The organism is Paraburkholderia steynii (assembly GCF_900100565.1).
In the GTDB taxonomy this organism is placed as follows: domain Bacteria; phylum Pseudomonadota; class Gammaproteobacteria; order Burkholderiales; family Burkholderiaceae; genus Paraburkholderia; species Paraburkholderia terrae.
In genome coordinates, this window is sequence record NZ_FNDI01000016.1 from 63,028 (window position 1) to 79,031 (window position 16,004).

Below are 16,004 nucleotides of genomic sequence, written 5' to 3' on the forward strand. Positions count from 1 at the left end.
GCGAGGCGCACGATGGAACTGAGGCATCTGAGAATGTTTTGCGCAGTGGCCGATTGCGGCAGCTTCACGGCAGCGGCTGAAAAAATCCATAACGTTCAGTCGAACGTGACGATGCGCATCAAGGAACTCGAAGCGGAATTGAACCAGCAGTTGTTCATCCGGCAAAAGAACGGCGTGGTGCTCACGTCGGCGGGACAGATTTTTCTGGGCTACGCGCAACGTATCCTTCAGTTGACGGACGAAAGCCGCAACGCGCTACTGGACAACGCATCGCCGCGCGGGCTGCTGCGTCTCGGGTCGATGGAAACGACGGCCGCGATCCGTTTGCCGAAAGTGCTGGCGAAGTATCACGTGCAGTTTCCGCAAGTTCAACTGTCGCTGATGACGGGCACGACGAACGAGTTGATCAAGGCGGTCGAATGTCATCGGCTGGATGGTGCGTTCGTCGGCGGCTTTCATCAGAGTTCGTCGCTGCATCAAGAAGAAGTCTTCGAAGAAGAGTTGGTCCTCGTGAGCGGCATCGAGTTCGAGTCGCTTGCTGCGCTCGCGAAGCAGATGTCCGGGCAAACCGTGCTCGCGTTCAGGACGGGCTGCTTCTATCGTTCGACACTCGAAAACTGGTTCTATCACGCCGGCATCATTCCGGGCCAGGTAATGGAGCTAGGCACGCTGGATGGAATCATGTCGTGCGTCGCGGCGGGAATGGGGATTACGTTGTTGCCGCGATCGGTGGTGGAGAGTCATGGCGCGCGGCATGCCGTGCATTGTCACGCGCTTCCGTCGCAGTTCGCGCATGTGAAGACGGTGTTTATCCGTAACAAGGACACTATCGTCACGCCGGCACTCACCGCGATGATCGATCTCGCGCATGAGCAGTTTGCGGTCGACGTCCATGTCAAGACTCCGCCTGTGGGAAACATACTGACTTCAGCGCTGGGTTCTGTCTATGCGGCGTGACGAACCGGCAGCGGGTGCCTTTCATCGGTAAGTGTAATCAGCGGCGGAATTGCGGACACCTATGTCCGATATGTCCGGAACGCCGGTCCATTGATGTCCAGTGTCGGCCGATCCAGAATCAAGCAACGCTTGACTCTCGATTCCAGGCCTCACATGACACCCACCTACACAACTTCATCCCTTCCCGCGCCCGTGTACTGGCTGGCGCTCGGCGCTTTCGCGATCGGAACGGAAGGCTTCATGATTTCTCCGCTTCTACCCGGACTCGCGACCGATCTGTCGGTGACGATCGAAACAGCAGGACAGTTGGTGACAGTATTCGCGCTCGCCTACGGCCTCAGCTCCCCCGTCCTGACGGCGTTGAGCGGCAGCATGAACCGGCGGACGTTGCTGCTCGCCAGCATGATCGCGTTCGCGCTTTCCAATCTGCTCGCGTTCGCAGCGCCATCCTTCTGGGCCTTGATGGGCGCCCGGGTATTGCTGGCGCTCTCCGCCGGTCTCTATGTGCCGGGCGCGAACGCGCTGGCGAGCGTCATCGTGCCGCCCGAAATGCGCGGCCGCGCAATCGCGGTGGTGAACGGCGGCATTACGATTGCGATCGCGCTCGGCGTTCCCCTTGGCGCCGTCATTGGCCATGCGCTCGGCTGGCGCATGACTTTCGCGGGTGTCGCGGGACTGGCGGCACTCGCGGTGGCTGGGTTGTTCATCGGCTTGCCGCGCGATATCGGCGCCGGCATTCCGGTTGCGACGCTGCGCGAGCGCATCGCGATCGCGCGCAAACCTGTCGTGCTCGCGACGCTGCTCACGACCACGCTCTGGGCCACCGGCGCGTACACGGTTTATACCTATCTCTCGCCGTTTCTCGCTGAAATCACAGGGTTGGCCGGCGCACAGGTCGGCATGGTGATGTTCATGTGGGGGCTTGCCGCTGCGATTGGCGTCGTGTCGGGTGGCACAGCAAATGACCGGTTTGGACCTCTGGCCGTGATCGTTCCCACGATCGCGCTGTCAGGCCTCGCGTTCGCCACACTGTCGATCAGCGCGCGCTTTCTGTCGCCGGGCGCTGCACTCGTGCCGGTGATCGCCGCTATCGCGCTGTGGGGCGTCGCGCACTGGGCGTTTTATCCGGCACAGCAGGCAAGACTGATCGACATTGCTGGTGTGAAGGTCGCGTCGATTGTGCTGTCGCTCAACGCTTCGTTCATGTATATCGGCTTCTCGATAGGCGCCGCGCTCGGCGCGCTCACGTTGGCTCATGCCAGTGTGGGAAGCCTCGGGTGGGTGGCGGCAACGTGTGAGTTGGCGGCGGTGTTGCTGACTGTCGCGATTATCGCGCGGCCGGCGAGAGTGAATGCGGCTTGTGCTGCCGTCGAATGAAGGCTCACGTTGGCGGGGCTGAAGGTGGCCTTCGCCCCTTCTCTTTCTAAACGGAGCGCCGTGGACTGCTCACCCACCGATCGAGCGTGACTCGATCGTCGGTTCATCAAACCCGTAGAACTTCGCCGATGTGCCACACGCGACGGCCCTTCGCTCCGCCTCATTGGGCAGCAGTGACCGCAGGGCGTCGAGCGTGCGGCCAAAATCCTGAGTTGCCTCGAACTGCGTATGCGGCCAATCACTCCCCCACATCAGGCGATCCACGCCGAATGCTTCAGTCAGAAGCCGAACAGCATCATGTGCAAAGCGAGGTGTTGAGTGCCCACCCTCCGCGAAGCTCCAGTTTCGATAGGCTGCCGATATCTTGACCCACACCTGGCCTGTGCTCGCCAGATCGAGGAGTCGACGAAAGCCCTCGTCATCGACGCCGAGTGCAGGGTCCGGCCTGCCGAAATGATCGACGACCACATTCAGGCCTTTATCCAGCAGCGGCAGGACGATACGCTCAAGACGCGCCGCTTCGGCGTGGACTTCGACATGCCATCCAAGCTGACGAACATGTGCGAGCGTTTCCAGTGTCAGACTCGTTTCGATCGGGAGATCGGGAAGCCCGATGAGGTTCAATCGAACACCGACGACACCCGCCCGCGCCATCATCGTTAGCGCGTCGAGCCCGCAATCCGGTTCGACGACCGCGACACCGCGAAGCCGTTCAGGCGCGCGTCGCAAAGCGGCCAGCAGATAGTCGCAATCCGTGCCGAGAAAGCTGGGCTGCACCAGCACGCCGCGCGACACATTGTACGTATCGAGTTGTTCGAGATAGACATCGAGCGGCGCGTCGTAGTCGGGCGCATATCGGCGCTGCCGGGCAAGCGGCAGGCCACGCTCGAACACATGCGCATGTGCATCGATCAAGGCGATTTGGGAAAGACGCTGCGCTGCCTGTTGCTCAAGTGCGTCCGAACCCGTTGTTTCGATCATTGGCATTATTCTCCGACAAAACTTGCCCGGCTGTCGTCAGAACGGCCGCGCATCAGTGCCGTTGCGCCTGCGTCAGCGTTCCCGTAGGTCCGGCCTCGAATGCCGCTTCGCCGAGTGCGCGGCCGCGCGTCTCGGGCAGCATCAGCACGGACAGGACCACAATCGAGTAAGCCAGTCCGGCGTCAATGCCGATCGCCGTTCCAAGCGACATATTGGCGGACATATGGCCCACGAGCACAGGAAAACCCGCCGACACCACGCGGCCGAAGTTATAGCAAAAGCCGACACCCGTACCCCGCATGCCACGGGGATAAAGCTCGTTGAAAAGCGCGCCCATGCTGGCCGGGATACCCGCTGCGAAGAACCCCAGCGGAAAGCCGAAGAACAGCATGGCGAGATTGCTGAGCGGCAGAAACAGATACGCGACAACCGTCAGCACGCAGCAGATCGCAAAGATGAGGATGGTCCTGCGTCGGCCGATCCGGTCGAGCAAATGCGCGCTGACGATGCATCCGCAAAAGAACGCGACGATGACGACAGCAAGGTAAGCGCCCGTGCCCAACACCGACAAGTGGCGCTCCGTTTTCAGAAAAGTGGGGAGCCACGTCATCAATGCGTAATACCCACCATGCGCGCCGACCCCGAGCAATGCGCCGATTAGCGTCATGCGCAGCACTTGCGGCGAGAAGATGCCAAAGAACACGCCGAACGTCGAACCATCGTCGCTTGCCCGAACGTCGCGCGCAGCCCGCGCGGGCTGCACGGGCTCCTGCACGCCGCGTCGAACGTAGAGGATCAGCAGCGCGGGAACGAGGCCGATCCCGAACATCACGCGCCATGCCGTCTCGCCAGGTAGCCACGAGAACATCAACGCGTAGAGCAGCACAGCGGCGCCCCAGCCGACGGCCCATGCGCTCTGCACGCTGCCCATCGCCTTGCCGCGATGTTCGGCACGAATCGTTTCGGCCATCAGGACCGCGCCCGCCGCCCACTCTCCGCCGAAGCCAAAGCCCTGAAGCGTCTTCAGAATCAGGAACTGCGGATAGTTCTGCGCGAACGCGCAAAGAAAAGTGAATATAGAGAAGAACGCGACGGTCCATTGCAGCGTCTTCACGCGGCCCAGCCGGTCCGAGAGCATGCCGGCCACCCAGCCGCCCAGCGCCGAAGCCACCAGCGTCACACCGCTGACCATCCCCGCTTGCGTCCGGCTGATCGACCATTCCGCGATGATGGCTGGAATCACGAGACTGAACATCTGCACATCGAGCGAGTCGAGTGCCCATCCGCCGAAACACGCCCAGAATGTCCGACGCTCGTTGCCGGACACCTCCTTGAACCACTTGAACATTGCCGTCTCCTGCGTCGTGTATCCCATCGTGGGGATCGAATCGTTATGGGTTGCCAGGTCTTTCGGTGTCTAGCGGATCTCGGCCTGGTAAATGAATTCGCTTGCGGGCCCGCGCGAGCGCCGCCATTCCAGCGGTTGCCTGTCATATCCATAAGCGAGCCGTTCGATCACGACGGCGGGCGTACCCGGCTCGATGCGCAGGAGCCGCGCGTGAAGCGGACCGATCGCCTCGACAGTCAGCGTTTCGGTTGCCGACGCGATGACCTGGTTGCACTGCGACTCATACACGGGATAGAGCAGATCGCCGATCTCCGTCAGTTCGAGTTGTGCGAACGCGGCGAAGCGGTCGAACGGAAGCCAGATTTCTTCCGCGAGCATCGGCACGCCGTCGATCAGCCGAAGACGCGACATCTGAATGACCTTGGCGCCATTCGGGATTTGCAAGGTCGCGGCGACGGCCGACGGTGCCTCCACGACCTCGCGGCGCAGGATGCGGCTCTCGGGAATGCGACGCTCGCCCTGCCGGGTCTGGAATCTGAAGAACCGGAAGAGAGAACTGTCGAAGCTCGCGCGGCGCACAAACGTTCCGCGCCCCTGGAACCGCTCCAGCAGCCCTTCTGCGACCAGCAGATCGACGGCTTTACGAACGGTGCCGACGGCGACGTCGTAGCTTTTCGCGAGCGCCTGCTCGGTCGGAATGGCTTCGCCGGGCCGCCAGTGGCGGGCAGCGACCAGCGCGACCATTTCGTCGCGCAAACGCTGGTAGCGGGGCAGTCGATCATCGGCGTGCATGCTTTCCTCCGTCAAATTCATATATATGTTTGCATGAGTTCCTTGCTTTGACCGATCCGGAATTACCCTAATCACCCGGTAATTTGTTGACACGGCGGGTTTATACCCATTGTTGGCGTGCAGAATTCAACTAAACATATATATGAATTTTTCACTGGAGACTGGTTGTGGCCCAAACCCTGACAGACGAGCAGATCGTCGTGAAGAAGATCGCGTGGCGGTTGATGCCACTGTTGATTGTCATGTTCCTGATCGCCTTCATCGACAGGCAAAACGTCGGTTTCGCCAAGCTGCAGATGGTCGGCGCGCTGGGAATGTCCGAAGCCTCGTACGGATTGGGAGCGTCACTGTTCTTCATCGGCTACCTCCTGTTCGAAGTGCCGAGCACGCTCGCGCTTCATCGCTTCGGCGCGCGTTTGTGGCTCGCACGCATCATGGCGACGTGGGGCGCTATCACGGTCGCGATGGCTTTCACGCATTCGATGGGCGTGTTCTATGTCTTTCGCTTTGCGTTGGGTGTGGCGGAGGCTGGCTTCTATCCTGGCGTCATCTTTTATCTGACGTTGTGGTTCCCGCAGAGCCATCGCACGCGCATGCTGGGCTTCTTCACGCTTGGCAGCGCACTGGCCAACATGCTCGGCTCACTCGCGGGCGGCCTGCTTCTGTCGTTCGACGGCAGCCTCGGCCTTGCAGGCTGGCAATGGGTATTCGTCGCAACGGGCGCACCCGCCATCGTCGTCGCGTTGATCGCCTTGCGTTTCCTGCCGGAATCCATCGAGCGCGCGCGGTTTCTCTCCAGCGAAGAGAAAAACCTCATCACCGCCGCAATCAGGCGCGAGGCACCGACCGAGGCTGTATCCGAGCACCCATGGCGTGCCCTCATCGACAAACGCGTTCTGATGTTCGCGTGCGGCTACATGCTGATGTCGACCTCGCTCTACGGCGTGACCTACTGGATGCCGACGCTGCTCAAGAGCGGCGGGGTTTCGCACTCGCTCAATGGCTTGCTGAACATGATTCCGTGGTTGCTCGCCGCGCTGCTTCTGCTCTGGTTGCCAGCCAGACTCAAGCGCGAAGACGTGGTGCTCAAGGCGATGGCGATGGTGGCCGGTGTCGGCGTGATCGGCTTCGCGCTGAGTCTCGTCTTGCCTGGTCTGCCGCTGCGCTTCGCAGCACTCGTTCTTGGCGGCGCATGTATCCCGCTGCTTTACCCGTGTTTCTGGTCGCTTCCGCCGCGCTTCTTTACGGGCGCGCGCGCCGCCGCAAGCATTGCGGCGATCAATTCGATCGGGAATCTCGGCGGCTTCTTCGCGCAGAATCTGATGCCTTACGTCGGGAAGCTCGCGGGTAACGCCAGTGCGCCGATGCTGGTGCCCGTTGTCTGCCTGACACTGCTCGGAGCTGGACTGTCGGTCGCGTGGGTCTCGAATGGGCGCAGCACACGCGCGCGGGTTGCCACAGGACAATAAATTCAGTGTCAGCTCCAACGGCTCTTTGTACAGATAGTGTGCCTACCCTTTACGGGGTTGCGCACACTATCTGTTCACTGGGCAAGTTGCACTCAACAAGCAATAGCGCCGCAAAGCTGTCAGATGGTTGTTAGCTTCACGAAATGTTCTCAGGCGTCACAGGTGTTGTAACCGAAGCGATCTGGACCCCCGTCGCTCGCGCTGAGAGAATGCGCAGACTCGCTACCAACCGGAGATCGACTTGTGCCCTTGAGCGGGCCTGCCGGCAAACAGCGCAGTTGTAGAAGTGACATGTTGTTTACTCATTTATCTGACATATCAGATAAATGTCGATGACTGGCACAACCGACTCGAAGGGGTCCATTTTGAGTAAACAGCTTATCCACCGTGCCGGGAGTAACGCCCCTAACAATGGAATCTTGCGGACGCCGTGGGGTTACATTGCCCGCAGCATCGCACTGGTTGTGCTGGCGGTTAGTCCGTCGGTCATCTGCGCCTATCTTGCGCAAACCTCAGCACATTGGAGTCTGTTTGAACGGTCCGGATCGATAGTGACAATCATCGGCCTGCTATTGGCATCACGCCACTATTTTGCATACACCGTGACTGATCTGGTTGTAGCTCGCACAAACGAGGGCGCCGGATTCAAAGCCCGTAAAGTTCTCAGCGACGTCCTGGCTGCCAGGCGTGGACTAACGCTGTCGGCGTTTGGGACGCTCATTTGGGGATGGGGAATATTTCTGCGGTGGTGGAGTTTCGCCCTGCTGGCGCTCTGGATGGCATTTGTGATCTACCGGGTGTTTCGCGATCCAGTCTTGCAACGCCGACGCGACAACGTGCTGCCGCGCGTGACGAACGTCGATAAAAGGTTCCGAAACAAGCCCGAACGGCGCAGGCGAATGATCCCTGATAGCCGTCCGCAAACCGACCAGACGTCGCTGGCAATCGCTTTCGAGGTACGGCGACGTCGGCGGCTCGCGCGGACTCCTCATTGATACATCCCATTCGGCAGCCGGCCGTGATACGGCGTATCGCGGCAGTGCCCCCACGGCCCCAGCCAGTATCCCGGCGGGCATGCATAGGTCGAAACGGGTGCGGCGGGTGTCGCATAGACCACGGGCGATTGCACGACAACAGGTGCCGAATAGCGGCATTGGCCCCAGACGTTACGCCACCCTCCCGGCCCACAGCCCTGCGCGGCTTCTGCAGTGCCGATCGACAATGCCAGTGCCGTTGCCGCTACTGCGATTGATGCAATGTGCTTGCGATTCACGATTCGCTCCTGTCGCGTGGTTTGAATTCTGTTGCCGACAGAAACGATTGTGCGGATCGACTCTTAGCAAAGAATGAGTGTGTATCGTGCAACACCCACCGACGCTGTTCCGCTCATTCAGCCAACTGCGTCGAATACAACTTCATTAACCACTCGATAAAAATGTCGACCCGCCTTGGCCTCGTCCGGTTAGGCATATACACAACGGAAACCGGCCGGGGATTCGAAGGATAGTCTCGCAACACCATATTTAGCCGACCCGCTCGTACGTGGGCATCGAGTATGAAGGTGCCGCCCTGTATCAGCCCGAGGCCCGCCAGCCCGCACGCCACATAGGTATCGGCGTCGTTCACGAGGATCGCGCTCTTCAGTGGAACGGTACGGACCTCGTCTCCGTCGATGAACTCCCAGCCTCTGATACGCCCTGACTTCATCGCATAACTGACGCCGATATGATCGCTGAGGTCACTCAATGTAACGGGCTCGCCATGCGCCCGAATATAGTCGGGCGATGCGTAGGTCAGCGTCTTGTAGATACCAACCGTCTTGGCGATCAGTCCCAGTTCGCTCACCGGTCCCACGCGCACCGCGCAGTCAAGCCCATCTTCAATCAGATCGGGGTGTTGATCGGCAATGCTGATGTCGAGTTGAATGTCGGGATTATTGGCGAAGAAATCCGGCAGCTGCGGGATCACGACGGACTTCGCGACCAGTGAGGGCATGCTCACACGGACCTTTCCGCTATTGCTTCCCTTCGATGCCTGCGCGTCCGCGTCCATTTCATCGAGGTCTCGCAGAAGCGCCACGCAACGTTCGTAATAGCGAATGCCCGCATCGGTCGGCTTGCTTCGCCGCGTCGTGCGGTTCAGAAGCTTCACGCCCAAATCCGACTCCAGAGCCTGAACCATACGCGTGACATAGACCGTCGACGTATGCAGTACTTCGGCGGCCCCCGTGAAGCTGTTCGATTCGATCACCTTCACGTACGCCTTGATTGCAGAGATCTTATCCATCGTACGCTTGCGTATCGCCTTTTATGTTTCGACAATTGACCCGCAGTGCCGTGTCCACTTATCGGGCAAGGCGAATCAGTGTGATCGTGCCCGATTCGCCCTTTCGCCGTCTTATTCGTCGATCGCCGCGTGCAGGTACTTCTCCTGACGCGCGAGGTGCATCGACTTGTAGCCCGGCGCGGTCGACGCGGTCGCCTCAGGTCCGATATAACGCAGTGTTGCAGGTGCCTTCACGATTTCCAGCAACTGCTCCATGACGAAATTCCACGAACCCTGGTTCTTTGACTCTTCCTGACACCACACCACGCTCTTCAGATTCGGATAGCGCTCCAGTTCCGAACTGATCTGCTTCGCGGGGAACGGATACAACTGCTCAACGCGAATCAAAGCGATGTTGTCCTTTCCGGATTTGCGCCGACGCTCGAAAAGTTCGTAATAGACCTTGCCTGAACACAGGATGACCCGGTCGATCCTGGACGCCGCTTCCTTCGTCGGCGATTCGGCGAGGATCTCGTTGAATCGTCCTTTGGCGAGATCATCGAGACTGCTGACAGCCTCCGGGTGGCGCAGAAGCGACTTCGGCGTCATCACAATGAGGGGAACGCGATCGTGCAGCACCGCCTGCATCCTCAGCAGATGGAAAATCTGCGCTGGCGTGGTGGGCTGGCAGACGCGCATATTGTCCTGCGCACAAAGTTGCAGATAGCGCTCGAGGCGCGCAGACGCGTGCTCCGGGCCTTCGCCTTCCTGTCCATGCGGCAGCAACATCGTCACGCCACTACGTTGTCCCCACTTGGCAGCGCCCGCCGACAGGAAGTTGTCGATCACGACCTGCGCCCCGTTTGCGAAGTCGCCGAACTGCGCTTCCCACAGCACGAGCGCATTTTGTCGAACCACCGAATATCCATACTCGAATCCCAGAACGGCCCCCTCGGACAACACCGAGTTGGTGACCGAAAACCGCCCCTGATCATCCGACACATGCTCCAACGGAACATAAGTGCCCTCTGCCCGGCTCGAACGGTTCTGATCGTGCAGCACTGCGTGACGATGGCTGAACGTACCGCGTTCGCTGTCCTGACCGCTCAGGCGCACGTCGATTCCTGCGGAAAGGAGTGACGCAAAGGCCATATGCTCCGCCATACCCCAGTCGAGCGGACGTTTGCCTTCTGCCATATCACGACGAGCAGACACCACTCTTCCAACAAGCGGATGCAACGAGTACTGATCCGGAATACTGGTGATCTTCAGCGCGAGCTTTTGCACGAGGTCCAGCAAGGGCGGCGCGTAATAAATACGGCTAACGTTTCCATCGAGCAGTTGTGGCCAGTTCTCTTCTTCGTTCTTTTGAGCGGCCGGCTTTTTCTCTTCGACGGATTGTGCCGTGTCGAGACGCTCACGGTAGTCGTGAACATACTTCTCCACGTCTTCCGCCGTCAGTATCTGCTGGTCCACCAGTTTCCTTGCATAGAGCGTACGAACGCCAGGGTGACCCGCAATGGAGCGATACATCATCGGCTGCGTGATGTTGGGCGTGTCCTGTTCCTGGTGGCCGTGGCGGCGGAAACAAACCAGTTCGATCACGACACTCTTGTTGAACGTCGCGCGAAAGTCGATGGCGAGACGCGTTGCGGCGATCACAGCCTCCGGGTCGTCACCGTTCACGTGCAGCACGGGCGCCTCGATCATCTTCGCAATGTCGGTGCAATAGAACGACGACCGCACGTCTCTCGGGTCGGAAGTCGTGAAGCCGACCTGGTTGTTCACCACCACATGTATCGTGCCGCCCGTTCCGTAGCCTCGCGTGTTCGACAGGTTCATCGTCTCCATGACGATGCCCTGGCCTGAAATCGCGGCGTCGCCGTGGATCTCCACCGGCAGAACCGCGCTCGCGCCCAGACCCAATACTTCGGCGCGCGCGCGAGCAATACCTTGCACAACGGGGTTGACGACTTCAAGGTGCGACGGATTGAACGCCAGCGTCACTTCGGCAGGCCCGGTTGCCGTCGGAAGCAAGCCGGTAAAGCCCTTGTGATATTTCACGTCTCCGGCCGGAAGAAGGTGCGCCGTCTTTCCCTCGAACTCGTCGAAAAGCACAGCCGGCGGCTTTCCAACAATATTGACGAGAACGTTCAGGCGTCCGCGATGCGCCATGCCGAGAATCGAGCTTTTGACGCCCTTCGTCGCACCGTATGCCACCAGTTCGTCCAGCAGCACGATGAGCGACTCTCCGCCCTCGAGCGAGAAACGCTTTTGTCCGACATAGCGGGCGTGCAGATATTTTTCCAGCCCTTCGGCAGCAGTCAGACGTTCGAGAATGTGCAGTTTGTCGCCGTTATCGAGTGCAGCTTTCGAACGCGACGACTCGAGCCGCATGGACCACCAGTTGCGCTGTTCCGGATCAGCCAGATACATGAACTCGGCGCCCAGCGTTCCGCAATAGGTTTCTTTTAGCGCCTGCATCAGGTCGCCAAGCGTTTGAACCTGCTCCGTAAAATGAGCGCCCGACATGCTGAACTTCGTGTTCATGTCCGCGTGGGACAGATCGTAATAGCTTGAATTCAGTTCAGGCACTGGCACCGGCGCGGTCCAGCGCAGCGGATCCAGATGCGCATTGCGAGTTCCAACCATACGATAGGCTGAAATCAATGCCTGTACGGCGACCTGCTTGCGGGCGAAACTCAGTACGTCGTTCTCCGAGCGCCCTGCCGTGCGCGTCTGCTTCGCCAGTTCGACGAAACGCGAGACGACGGGTCCATGCGCGACGTCACCTGTATCCGATCCATCGACAGCCGGCACGTCCTGCAGCGCGTCGAAATAGCCGCGCCAATCCTCCGACACCGTGGTCGGGTCCGCAAGATAAGTTTCGTATTGCTCTTCGACGTATGGAGCATTGCCTCCAAACAGGAAGGAGGTCTTCCGATTCCGCGTAATCATGGTGATTCTGTCCTCAGTCGGGCTCGCACCCGATATCTGTCACAAATCCGAGCCAGACAGCACCTGCTGCTGCCTTGGCCGAGCCAACGCTTTCACAGGTACACGAAGACAAAATCCGACGCGAAAAGAGGACGCATCTGGCGCCATCCGTTCCGAGTCCAACTGTGCATTACCTCGTGGCTCCTGCCGCAAGGTCCCTGTGCCTGCCAGGATCAGTAGTCTCTTGACCGCTGATAAGAACAGTTTAGGTTGCGTGGATAGGTACCGTCGCTTTAGGTACGACGGTCTGGGGACATTCACCGCTCGTTTCTGGCCATCGTGTCTATGAGGCCAGAATTTCGTGTATTGGAAGGGTCGCTTGCGGCGGGGAAACGAGATGTTGCGTGTGGCCGAAGTTTGCTGATCTAGACCCGCTCGCTGATCCGCGCAATATCGGCACAAAGCCATTCGGCCAATTCACGGATCGCGTCTTCGTTACGCGAGAAGAAGACCCACTGCCCAACCTTTTGCGTTTTGATCAAGCCGGCCCGCTCGAGCTGGGACAGATGGCCTGACACCGTCGACTGCGACAAGCCGCTTCGAGCGTGCAGCATGCCCGCCGACACAGCTCGAAACGCGCAATACTCAGCTTCCGTAAAGTACGCGTCCGGATTGGCCAGCCACTGCAGTACTTTTCGGCGGAATGGATGCGCCAACGCGCGGATGGCTGCATCGAAGTCAATCGTCGTTTCGCTCGTGCTCATTGCTGACATATCCCGTGCGATGCCTCAGACGGCGTCAAAGAGGTCGAAGTGGCGGCCCACGAATACCTGCACCGTCTCAAGTACTCCTGCCGCGTCAAGACCATTCAGTTCAAGCAGTCTGGAGCGGTCGCCGTGCCGGATGAATTCATCCGGGAGTCCAAGACGCAATACGGGCACCGCGAGCCCTTCAGCCGCGATATGTTCGGCACATGCGGCACCCGCGCCGCCCGTCACCGTGCCTTCTTCGATCGTCACGATCACGTCGTGCGATCTTGCGACTGTCAGCAACAAGTCCTCATCCAGTGGCTTGGCGAAACGCATGTCCACCACCGTCGCGTCGATTTCTTGTGCCGCTTCCATTGCGACCGACAGCAGCGGCCCGAATGCCAGGAACGCCACGCGTTGATCACCATGTTCACCCGCTGAGCGGCGAATGATCCCCTTTCCAAAGGGAAGAATCTCGTTCGTGTGTCCGATAACGTCGGAACCTGTCTTCGCACGGGGATAACGGACGGCGCACGGACCCGGATAGGCGAGCGCCGTGTTCAGCATCAGATAACACTCTCTCTCATCGGACGGTGTCATCACGACCATGTTGGGAATGCAACGCAGCGCCGCGATATCGAACGCGCCAAGGTGAGTTGCGCCGTCGCCTCCCGCTATACCGGCGCGATCGACAGCGAACAAAACGGGTAACTCTTGCAACGCGACATCATGAATCACCTGGTCGTAGCCGCGCTGAAGGAAGGTTGAATAGATGGCGACGACTGGCCGCATTCCTTCTGTCGCGAGGCCGGCGGCAACAGTCACCGCGTGCTGTTCAGCAATACCCACGTCGATGTAGCGATCAGGATATCGCTGCTCGAATTCGACCAGACAGGAGCCTTCGCGCATCGCGGGCGTGATACCGATGATTCGATCATCCTTCGCCGCCGAATCGCAAAGCCACTGGCCGAATACCTGGCTATAAGTGCGCTTGCCACCTGCGGATTGAATCACTCCATCGACCAGATCGAAAGGGCCCGGCCCGTGGTACGCAACGGGATCGAGTTCCGCGCGTTCATAGCCGCGTCCCTTCTGGGTCACGACATGGATGACATGCGGACGCACGCGAGTCTTTGCGTCTCGCAGTACGGCAAGCAGTGTTGGAATGTCATGTCCGTCGACGGGTCCGATATAGTCGAGACCGAGCGCTTCGAATAGCGAAGATCCCTCGTCGCGCCATTTCCCGGTCAGCGATTGAAGATGATCGTTCAGGCTGCCGACGGCGGGTGAAATCGACATTCCGTTGTCGTTCAGGATGATCGTCAGCGGCAATGCCTTGCAGGAACCTGCGTGATTGAGCGCCTCGTACGCCATACCCGCCGATAGCGCACCGTCCCCGATGATTGCCACAGCGCGCGCGCCACGATTGCGCAGTGCCAAAGCCATGCCGACGGCCGCCGATATCGACGTCCCCGCGTGCCCCACGCCGAACGCATCGTAGGGGGATTCTTCGCGCGTGGGAAAGCCTGCCATTCCGCCCACTTTGCGCACGCTTGCCATTCCCGCTTTGCGGCCGGTCAAAATCTTGTGCGGATAGCTCTGGTGACCGACGTCCCATACCAGACGATCGTTTGGTGTATCGAATGCATAGTGAAGTGCAACAGTCAGCTCGACCACGCCGAGACTCGACGCGAAGTGGCCGCCCGTCGCCGATACGCTTTCAAGCAGAAACTCGCGAATCTCGTCCGCAACACGCTGGAGTTCGCTTTCTCCAAGACCCCGCAGTCTTGATGGCGAATCGATGCTGTCAAGTAAACTCATTACATTCCAATCCTGATGTTCAACGGGGCAATCAGGGTCTTCCCAACGCCCGCCGTCTCCAATACTAAGGTTTCGGCGCGGTGATCTTTGGCCATTGTTCAACGACCACAGGACAAGTTTCGAAAGCGCGTGCTCACGCTCGTACGAGGCTCGATTTCGAAGCAATCTGGCCTGAATCGACGACAGAAAATGTTCAACCTCAACGTCGATTCGTGACCTAATCAGCGGTGCCGCGCGATATTTCATCAACTTCCACTAACCGCATGTATGCAGCACCGGAATGAGTATCTGAACGACGAACATGTCGACGGTTTCATAGCCTATTTATCGAGTGTCCTGTCCGGCCACACCCGAATCAATTTCTCGGCGGCGTTTCCGAGAAACAGGCTGCCCTGTCACTACGAGATGCAATGTCGCGGAAGGGTCGAGCGAGAAGCGGCCAGGTCCCTCTATGTCGTCGAGGCAGAGACGCTTGAACAGCTATTCCGCTTTTACTGGTGGAACCACCGCTTCTACGACGAAAACAGAAAAGAGGTCGATGAGGTACGTTCGTGCGTACAGTCCGCGATCGTCGAAGAAGACAGCGAGTTCGCGCTTGAGTTGACACGTGCCGCGTGCCGGAAGGTCATGGAATGGGGGTTCGGACGCGGGACGCGCGCGAATGAAAGCAACGTGTCCTGGGCGATGAGCCAGGGCCAGTCGCTTATCCAGGTGCTGCGCAATGGCCGCGAGGCATTGTTGTCTGATGCTCCGGATCTTTCTGTTTTTAACCGTAACCCGAATCCATCGACGCACTGGTCAAAGATGAATTCCGGTTGGACCAAATACTATTCTTTTGCCTTACCCGCGCATGTGATTTACGACAGCCGGGTCGGCGCTGCGCTTTGTTATCTCGTCAGAAGATACCTCGAAAGCATCGAAGCCGAATGTCGGGTTGGTGCGGTTCCGGAAAGCCTCGCATTTCGTTGGGCGCCTGGCCAGGGAGAAAGAAATACACGCGATCCATCGTGCGGGCCATACAGGTTCGCACGACTTTCCGGCGGACCGGCAGGATCGCGGGAATGGGCGCGCGTGAATATCCAGGCGAACTGGCTTCTCTCCGCTGCCGTCAGCAGATCTGGTGCGATGTGGTGCTCCGGACCCGAGGGTTTCAGACGCGTTGAAGGCGCCCTCTTCATGCTCGGCTACGATTTGAGTCGCGTCGAACGTTCACAAGCCCACGATGACACCGAGCCCACAAACCTGTCCTTCCAGTGGTAGCGAGGATTGCGGGCCGTGCCGGAGCACGGCCCGCATAGCAACACCACA

At 59.4% G+C, this 16,004-nt stretch carries 13 protein-coding genes; 5 read left to right on the plus strand and 8 right to left on the minus strand.

The genetic code is table 11. The features are described 5' to 3' along the window. Positions 1–12 precede the first annotated feature (12 nt). Both BLT65_RS26520 and BLT65_RS26525 read left to right on the plus strand, forming a co-directional pair. Positions 13–957 carry a LysR family transcriptional regulator gene (locus tag BLT65_RS26520; protein WP_091782883.1) on the plus strand — a complete coding sequence of 315 codons (945 nt, stop codon included), beginning with the start codon at positions 13–15 and terminating at the stop codon, positions 955–957. 153 nt (positions 958–1,110) lie between these two features. After that, positions 1,111–2,334: an MFS transporter gene (locus tag BLT65_RS26525; protein ID WP_091782886.1), complete on the plus strand. Its 1,224-nt coding sequence runs from the start codon at positions 1,111–1,113 to the stop codon at positions 2,332–2,334. A gap of 69 nt (positions 2,335–2,403) precedes the next feature. On the opposite strand, the gene BLT65_RS26530 is transcribed toward BLT65_RS26525, so the two are convergent. The 3 genes from BLT65_RS26530 to BLT65_RS26540 form a co-directional block, all read right to left on the minus strand. Further along, the gene (locus BLT65_RS26530) at positions 2,404–3,315 is read right to left on the minus strand and encodes an amidohydrolase family protein (RefSeq protein WP_091782890.1); all 912 of its coding nucleotides are present in this window, start codon (positions 3,313–3,315) and stop codon (positions 2,404–2,406) included. 52 nt (positions 3,316–3,367) lie between these two features. Further along, on the minus strand, positions 3,368–4,663 hold the full coding sequence (locus tag BLT65_RS26535) for an MFS transporter (protein WP_091782892.1): 1,296 nt from the start codon (positions 4,661–4,663) through the stop codon (positions 3,368–3,370). 69 nt (positions 4,664–4,732) lie between these two features. Continuing rightward, complete coding sequence (locus tag BLT65_RS26540; protein WP_042309576.1) at positions 4,733–5,455, minus strand: GntR family transcriptional regulator; 723 nt, start codon at positions 5,453–5,455, stop codon at positions 4,733–4,735. Between the two features lie 224 nt (positions 5,456–5,679). Here BLT65_RS26540 and BLT65_RS26545 point away from each other — a divergent pair, with 224 nt between their 5' ends. Both BLT65_RS26545 and BLT65_RS26550 read left to right on the plus strand, forming a co-directional pair. Then, positions 5,680–6,924: an MFS transporter gene (locus BLT65_RS26545; protein WP_174485064.1), complete on the plus strand. Its 1,245-nt coding sequence runs from the start codon at positions 5,680–5,682 to the stop codon at positions 6,922–6,924. Between the two features lie 332 nt (positions 6,925–7,256). Further along, positions 7,257–7,919, plus strand: a complete 663-nt coding sequence (locus BLT65_RS26550; protein ID WP_143036557.1) for a hypothetical protein — start codon at positions 7,257–7,259, stop codon at positions 7,917–7,919. Here the strand turns inward: BLT65_RS26550 and BLT65_RS26555 are convergent. The 5 genes from BLT65_RS26555 to dxs all read right to left on the minus strand — a co-directional run bounded on the left by BLT65_RS26555 (position 7,913) and on the right by dxs (position 14,696). Beyond that, positions 7,913–8,197, minus strand: a complete 285-nt coding sequence (locus BLT65_RS26555) for a GCG_CRPN prefix-to-repeats domain-containing protein (protein WP_081921056.1) — start codon at positions 8,195–8,197, stop codon at positions 7,913–7,915. The two genes, BLT65_RS26550 and BLT65_RS26555, sit on opposite strands and share 7 nt — an antisense overlap. A 113-nt stretch (positions 8,198–8,310) precedes the next feature. Then, entirely contained in the window at positions 8,311–9,210 is a 900-nt protein-coding gene (locus tag BLT65_RS26560) for a LysR family transcriptional regulator (protein ID WP_091782898.1), read from the minus strand. Positions 9,211–9,321: 111 nt separating this feature from the next. Beyond that, positions 9,322–12,147 carry a 2-oxoglutarate dehydrogenase E1 component gene (locus BLT65_RS26565; protein ID WP_091782901.1) on the minus strand — a complete coding sequence of 942 codons (2,826 nt, stop codon included), beginning with the start codon at positions 12,145–12,147 and terminating at the stop codon, positions 9,322–9,324. A 404-nt stretch (positions 12,148–12,551) separates the two neighbouring features. Continuing rightward, positions 12,552–12,890, minus strand: a complete 339-nt coding sequence (locus BLT65_RS26570) for an ArsR/SmtB family transcription factor (protein WP_091782903.1) — start codon at positions 12,888–12,890, stop codon at positions 12,552–12,554. 24 nt (positions 12,891–12,914) lie between these two features. After that, the gene (gene dxs / locus BLT65_RS26575; RefSeq protein WP_091782906.1) at positions 12,915–14,696 is read right to left on the minus strand and encodes a 1-deoxy-D-xylulose-5-phosphate synthase; all 1,782 of its coding nucleotides are present in this window, start codon (positions 14,694–14,696) and stop codon (positions 12,915–12,917) included. Positions 14,697–14,963: 267 nt separating this feature from the next. On the opposite strand from dxs, the gene BLT65_RS26580 reads away from it, so the two are divergent. Continuing rightward, on the plus strand, positions 14,964–15,956 hold the full coding sequence (locus tag BLT65_RS26580) for a hypothetical protein (RefSeq protein WP_091782909.1): 993 nt from the start codon (positions 14,964–14,966) through the stop codon (positions 15,954–15,956). The last annotated feature ends 48 nt before the right edge of the window (positions 15,957–16,004 follow it).

Bases quoted from the DNA above. Each gene is read 5' to 3' on its own strand.
- BLT65_RS26520 (WP_091782883.1), top strand. From the start codon at position 13: ATGGAACTGAGGCATCTGAGAATGTTTTGCGCAGTGGCCGATTGCGGC.
- BLT65_RS26525 (WP_091782886.1), top strand. From the start codon at position 1,111: ATGACACCCACCTACACAACTTCATCCCTTCCCGCGCCCGTGTACTGG.
- BLT65_RS26530 (WP_091782890.1), bottom strand. From the start codon at position 3,315: ATGATCGAAACAACGGGTTCGGACGCACTTGAGCAACAGGCAGCGCAG.
- BLT65_RS26535 (WP_091782892.1), bottom strand. From the start codon at position 4,663: ATGTTCAAGTGGTTCAAGGAGGTGTCCGGCAACGAGCGTCGGACATTC.
- BLT65_RS26540 (WP_042309576.1), bottom strand. From the start codon at position 5,455: ATGCACGCCGATGATCGACTGCCCCGCTACCAGCGTTTGCGCGACGAA.
- BLT65_RS26545 (WP_174485064.1), top strand. From the start codon at position 5,680: ATGCCACTGTTGATTGTCATGTTCCTGATCGCCTTCATCGACAGGCAA.
- BLT65_RS26550 (WP_143036557.1), top strand. From the start codon at position 7,257: ATGACTGGCACAACCGACTCGAAGGGGTCCATTTTGAGTAAACAGCTT.
- BLT65_RS26560 (WP_091782898.1), bottom strand. From the start codon at position 9,210: ATGGATAAGATCTCTGCAATCAAGGCGTACGTGAAGGTGATCGAATCG.
- BLT65_RS26565 (WP_091782901.1), bottom strand. From the start codon at position 12,147: ATGATTACGCGGAATCGGAAGACCTCCTTCCTGTTTGGAGGCAATGCT.
- BLT65_RS26570 (WP_091782903.1), bottom strand. From the start codon at position 12,890: ATGAGCACGAGCGAAACGACGATTGACTTCGATGCAGCCATCCGCGCG.
- dxs (WP_091782906.1), bottom strand. From the start codon at position 14,696: ATGAGTTTACTTGACAGCATCGATTCGCCATCAAGACTGCGGGGTCTT.
- BLT65_RS26580 (WP_091782909.1), top strand. From the start codon at position 14,964: ATGCAGCACCGGAATGAGTATCTGAACGACGAACATGTCGACGGTTTC.